Consider the following 5,755-nt stretch of genomic DNA (forward strand, 5'->3'; position numbering starts at 1 on the left):
CACCACCGTGCGGGTGGTCGACCGGGTTCATGACCACACCACGGACGGTCGGGCGAACGCCCTTCCACCGCATACGGCCGGCCTTACCCCAGTTGATGTTCCCCTGCTCGGCGTTGCCGACCTCGCCGATCGTGGCGCGGCAGCGCACGTCGACGCGGCGGATCTCACCCGACGGCATGCGGAGGGAGGCGTATGCGCCCTCCTTGCCGAGGAGCTGGATCCCGGCGCCGGCCGCGCGGGCCATCTTGGCGCCGCCGCCCGGGCGCAGCTCCACCGCGTGCACGACCGTGCCGGCGGGGATGTTGCGGAGCGGCAGGTTGTTGCCGGTCTTGATGTCGGCACCGACACCGGACTCGATCTTCATACCCTGCTTGAGGTTGCGCGGGGCGAGGATGTACCGCTTCTCGCCGTCCGCGTAGTGCAGGAGGGCGATGTTGGCGGTGCGGTTCGGGTCGTACTCGATGTGCGCGACGGTCGCGTTGACGCCGTCCTTGTCATTACGACGGAAGTCGATGACACGGTACTGACGCTTGTGACCGCCACCCTTGTGCCGGGTGGTGATGCGACCGTGGCCGTTACGGCCGCCGGTCTTGTGCAGCGGGCGCAGCAGCGACTTCTCGGGCGTCGAGCGCGTGATCTCGGCGAAGTCCGAGACGCTCGAGCCGCGACGGCCGGGCGTCGTGGGCTTGTACTTGCGGATAGCCATGAGGTTCTCTCGTCCTTAACTCTTCCCGCCGTCAGGCGGTCAGACCCGGGATCTCGATGGGCTTGCTGTCAGCCGCGAGGGTCACGATGGCGCGCTTGGTGCTCTTGCGCTGTCCGAACCCGGTGCGGGTGCGCTTGCGCTTGCCCTTACGGTTGGCGGTGTTCACGGACTCCACCGTGACGCCGAAGATCTCCTGGATGGCGATCTTGATCTGCGTCTTGTTGGCGTCCGGGGAGACCAGGAACGTGTACACACCCTGCTCGAGCAGGCCGTAGGCCTTCTCGGAGACGACGGGGGCGAGGATCACGTCCCGGGGATCGGCGACGGTGCTCACTTCTCGGCCTCCTTCTGGGCGGTCTTCGACGTGCCGGCGGCACTGCGGCTCGCCTGCGTGACGAACGCGTCCAGTGCCTCCACGGAGAAGACCACCTCGTCGGCGTTCAGGACGTCGTAGGTGTTGAGCTGGTCCGGCGCGATCGGGTGGACGTGATCGAGGTTGCCGACCGAACGCCATGCGGCGACGTCCTCGCGACCGACCACGACCAGGAACTTCTTGCGATCCGACAGGCTCGCGAGGAAGTCGCGGACGCCCGCGGTCGACGGGGTCTGACCCACGACGAACTCGGTGACCACGTGGATACGCTCGCTGGCGGCCCGGTCGGAGAGGGCACCGCGCAGGGCGGCGGCCTTCATCTTCTTGGGCGTGCGCTGCGAGTAGTCGCGCGGCTTGGGACCGTGCACCGTGCCACCGCCGGTGTAGGCGGGGGCGCGGGTCGAGCCCTGACGGGCGCGACCGGTCCCCTTCTGGCGGAACGGCTTGCGACCGCCGCCGCGGACCTCTCCGCGGGTCTTGGTCGAGTGGGTGCCCTGGCGCGCCGCGGCGAGCTGGGCCACGACCACCTGATGCATCAGCGGCAGGTTGGGCTCGACGCCGAAGATCTCGGCGGGAAGCTCGACCGACCCGTTGGCCGAACCGGCCGGGGTACGGACGTCAAGCTTGAGATTCACGGTGTTATCCGTCGTGGTCATGCGCGCGCACCGCCCTTCACTGCGGATCGGACCATCACGAGGCCGCCGTTGCGACCCGGAACGGCACCCTTGATGAGGAGGACGCCGGCCTCGGCGTCGACCTTGTGAACCTTGAGGTTCATGGTGGTCACACGGTCGTTGCCCATCCGGCCGGACATCTTCTTGCCCCGGAACACGCGTCCGGGGGTCGAGGCGCCACCGATGGAGCCGGGCTTACGGTGCACCGCCTGGGTGCCGTGCGAGGCGCCCTGACCGGAGAAACCGTGCCGCTTCATGGTGCCGGCGAAGCCCTTGCCCTTGGAGGTGCCGGTGACGTCGACGAATGCGCCGTCCTCGAATACGTCCGCGCCGATCTCCTGGCCCAGCTCGAAGGCTGCGGCCTGCTCGGCGTTGTCGAGCCTGATCTCGGCGAGGTGGCGCCGGGGCGTCACACCCGCCTTGGAGAACTGGCCCGCGACCGGCTTGGTGACCTTGCGGGGGTCGATCGCGCCGAAGGCGATCTGGATGGCGTTGTAGCCGTCGGTCTCTTCGTTTCGGATCCCGGTGACGACACACGGCCCGGCCTTGATGACGGTAACCGGGACAACCCGGTTGTTCTCGTCGAAGACCTGGGTCATGCCGAGCTTCGCGCCCAGGATTCCCTTGATCTCGGTAGTACTCATCTGTTCACTGTCTCCGCTGCACGTTGCTGGCTGACCGCTGCTCGGTCGGAGGTCACTGGATGTTGACGTCGACGCTGGCGGGCAGGTCGATGCGCATGAGCGCGTCCACGGTCTTGGGCGTGGGGTCGAGGATGTCGATCAGCCGCTTGTGGGTGCGCATCTCGAAGTGCTCGCGCGAGTCCTTGTACTTGTGCGGCGAACGGATGACGCAGTACACGTTCTTCTCGGTCGGCAACGGCACCGGGCCGACGACGCGAGCTCCCGTACGGGTGACCGTCTCGACGATCTTGCGCGCCGAGGCGTCGATGGCCTCGTGGTCGTAGGCCTTGAGCCGGATGCGGATCTTTTGTCCCGCCACTTCGTCCTCATTCTCCCCCCGCCCGTGAAGGCGGCTGTCGTGAGCGCCCCCGCTTCGCGGGGGACACTGCTGTGTTCGCTGGTCATACGTGACACCGTCAGACCGTCGATTTCCCGGTCACATGCATCGGTGCTCTGTCATGGGAACCGCCGTCGCGCGCTCACGAACGTGACACGACCTGCGATTCCCAGAGGACGGAGAGCCGCACTCCCGCGGAGGCGAGGGTGACGACGGACCGATCCGCTGCCGCTGTTGATGTGTCACGACGCGTCCACGCGGTCGGGCGTGTCGCCCTTCCACTTTTCCAGCGGGTGGTCACCCACCCGCCTTGTCGTGCTCGCCCGACCAACCCGGCTCCCCCGGTGCCTCCCGAGGGAGTCCACGTGGGTTCGCCGCCTTGTCCGGGCAACTCGACCAGTATGCCGCACCCCCTCGCCAGGAGCCAAATCGGGGTCCACGCGAGTGCGGGATGCGGTGCGTCGGACCCGCCGCTTTGGGTACCGTCATGGTGATCAGCGCTCCGGCGCCGAACCCCAGGAGAGCAAACCGTGACCAGCCGACGCGAGCCCAGAGACCCCGCCGCCTACAAGAGGGATCGGCGCCAGGCAGTCCTGCGCCACCACCCGGACAAGGGCGGCGACCCCAACGAGATGCTCCGCGCGCTGGAGGAGGTGGACCGACGCCACGGCGTGAGCGGTCCCCGACGGAGCGACCACGCGGCGACCGCCGAACAGGTCGCGGCCGTGGCCGTGACGGCTCTCGCCGGCGTGGCCGCGGTCGGCCTCTCCGTGGCGATGAGTCTGCTCAGCCGTCGGAGATGAGCACACCGGGCGCGGCACCGCCCGCCACGACGAAGGGGCGCCCCACCTCGCGGTGGGGCGCCCCTTCGTCGGGTGCGTCACGGGCGATGTCGCCCGCGGCGCGCCGTCAGTCGATCACTTGATGATCTTGGTGACCTGACCGGCGCCGACGGTGCGGCCACCCTCGCGGATCGCGAAGCGCAGGCCCTCGTCCATGGCGACCGGCTGGATGAGCTCGACGCTCATCTCGGTGTTGTCGCCCGGCATGACCATCTCGGTGCCCTCGGGGAGGGTCACGACGCCGGTCACGTCCGTGGTGCGGAAGTAGAACTGCGGACGGTAGTTGTTGAAGAACGGCGTGTGGCGGCCGCCCTCGTCCTTGGACAGGATGTACGCCTGGCCCTCGAAGTTGGTGTGCGGGGTGTAGGCGCCCGGCTTGATGACGACCTGACCGCGCTCGACCTCTTCGCGCTTGAGGCCACGCACCAGCAGACCGACGTTGTCGCCGGCCTCGCCGTAGTCGAGGAGCTTGCGGAACATCTCGATACCGGTGACCGTCGTCTTGGTCGACTTCTCCTTGATACCGATCAGCTCGACGTCCTCGTTGACGTTGACCTTGCCGCGCTCGATACGACCGGTGACGACGGTGCCGCGGCCGGTGATCGTGAAGACGTCCTCGACGGGCATGAGGAACGGCTTGTCCAGCTCGCGCTCGGGATCCGGGATGGAGTCGTCGCACGCCTGCATGAGCTCGACGATCGCCTTGACCCACTTCTCGTCACCCTCGAGCGCCTTGAGCGCCGAGATGTGGACGACGGGGGCGTCCTCGTCGTAGTCCTGCGAGGCGAGGAGCTCACGCACCTCCATCTCGACGAGCTCGAGGATCTCCTCGTCGTCGACCATGTCGCACTTGTTCAGGGCGACCAGGATGTAGGGCACGCCGACCTGGCGGGCGAGCAGCACGTGCTCACGCGTCTGGGGCATCGGGCCGTCGGTGGCCGCCACGACCAGGATCGCGCCGTCCATCTGCGCGGCACCGGTGATCATGTTCTTGATGTAGTCGGCGTGACCCGGGGCGTCGACGTGCGCGTAGTGGCGCTTCTCCGTCTGGTACTCGACGTGGGAGATGTTGATCGTGATGCCACGAGCCTTCTCCTCCGGCGCCTTGTCGATCTCGTCGAACGCGAACGCGGCGTTGAGATCGGGGAAGGTGTCCGCCAGCACCTTGGTGATGGCCGCGGTGGTGGTGGTCTTGCCGTGGTCGACGTGACCGATGGTGCCGATGTTAACGTGCGGTTTGGTCCGCTCGAACTTCGCCTTCGCCACTTGATGTCCTCCTGGACTGGTCTGTCCCCACCGTGTAGTGGGTACTGCTTTGTGTGGGATCTGATCTTACTCATCGTGCCGTGAGGCACGAACCGGCGGCCACCCGGAGGTTCGACCGTGCGCCGCCGGCATCGGTCCCGGACCGCTGGGCAGCGGTCCGGGACCATACCGGTTACTCGCCGGTCGCCTTGGCGATGATCTCCTTGGACACACTCGCCGGAACCTCGGCGTAGTGGGAGAAGACCATCGAGTAGTTGGCCCGGCCCTGCGTCTTCGACCGGAGGTCGCCGACGTAGCCGAACATCTCGGAAAGCGGCACATTCGCCTTGACGACGCGGGCGCCGGAGCGCTCCTCCATCGCCTGGATCTGGCCGCGACGGGAGTTGATGTCGCCGATCACGTCGCCCATGTAGTCCTCGGGGGTGACGACCTCGACCGCCATGAGCGGCTCGAGGATCACCGGCTGGCACTTGCGCGCAGCCTCCTTGAACGCCATGGACCCGGCGACCTTGAACGCCATCTCGGACGAGTCGACCTCGTGGTAGGCACCGTCGAGGAGCGTGGCCTTGACGTTGACCATCGGGTAGCCGGCGAGGATGCCGTACTGCATGGCGTCCTTGATGCCGTGGTCCACGGAGGGGATGTACTCCTTGGGCACGCGGCCACCGGTGACCTTGTCGTCGAACTCGTAGGTCTCCCCCGCCTCGACCGAGTCCTGCGGAAGCGGCTCCAGACGGATCTGCACCTTCGCGAACTGGCCGGAACCACCGGTCTGCTTCTTGTGGGTGTAGTCGAACTTCTCGACCGTGCCCTTGATGGTCTCGCGGTAGGCGACCTGCGGCTTGCCGACGTTGGCCTCGACCTTGAACTCGCG

General features: G+C 67.4%; 7 protein-coding genes and 1 pseudogene. 1 reads left to right on the forward strand and 7 read right to left on the reverse strand.

Annotated elements, in window-relative coordinates:
• The 5 genes from rplB to rpsJ all read right to left on the reverse strand — a co-directional run.
• On the reverse strand, positions 1–706 hold a 706-nt coding region (rplB, locus tag Q0444_RS00210), incomplete at its 3' end, for a 50S ribosomal protein L2 (protein WP_299020377.1).
• Between the two features lie 31 nt (positions 707–737).
• Entirely contained in the window at positions 738–1,040 is a 303-nt protein-coding gene (gene rplW, locus Q0444_RS00215) for a 50S ribosomal protein L23 (RefSeq protein ID WP_291082482.1), read from the reverse strand.
• On the reverse strand, positions 1,037–1,735 hold the full coding sequence (gene rplD / locus Q0444_RS00220) for a 50S ribosomal protein L4 (protein WP_291082485.1): 699 nt from the start codon (positions 1,733–1,735) through the stop codon (positions 1,037–1,039). Before rplD ends, rplW begins: the two co-directional genes overlap by 4 nt.
• A complete protein-coding gene (gene rplC / locus Q0444_RS00225) occupies positions 1,732–2,397 on the reverse strand; it encodes a 50S ribosomal protein L3 (RefSeq protein ID WP_291082488.1) in 666 nt (221 codons plus the stop codon). Before rplC ends, rplD begins: the two co-directional genes overlap by 4 nt.
• A 52-nt stretch (positions 2,398–2,449) precedes the next feature.
• A complete protein-coding gene (gene rpsJ / locus Q0444_RS00230; protein ID WP_003938093.1) occupies positions 2,450–2,755 on the reverse strand; it encodes a 30S ribosomal protein S10 in 306 nt (101 codons plus the stop codon).
• Between the two features lie 548 nt (positions 2,756–3,303).
• Between rpsJ and Q0444_RS00235 the strand changes: the two genes are divergently transcribed.
• Entirely contained in the window at positions 3,304–3,576 is a 273-nt protein-coding gene (locus tag Q0444_RS00235; RefSeq protein WP_299020383.1) for a hypothetical protein, read from the forward strand.
• 114 nt (positions 3,577–3,690) lie between these two features.
• On the opposite strand, the gene tuf is transcribed toward Q0444_RS00235, so the two are convergent.
• Both tuf and fusA read right to left on the reverse strand, forming a co-directional pair.
• On the reverse strand, positions 3,691–4,881 hold the full coding sequence (gene tuf, locus Q0444_RS00240; protein WP_299020386.1) for an elongation factor Tu: 1,191 nt from the start codon (positions 4,879–4,881) through the stop codon (positions 3,691–3,693).
• A gap of 172 nt (positions 4,882–5,053) precedes the next feature.
• Positions 5,054–5,755: pseudogene (gene fusA / locus Q0444_RS00245) on the reverse strand (elongation factor G); the annotation flags it as partial.

The sequence above is a fragment of the uncultured Dietzia sp. genome, assembly GCF_937873725.1.
In the GTDB taxonomy this organism is placed as follows: Bacteria; Actinomycetota; Actinomycetes; order Mycobacteriales; family Mycobacteriaceae; genus Dietzia.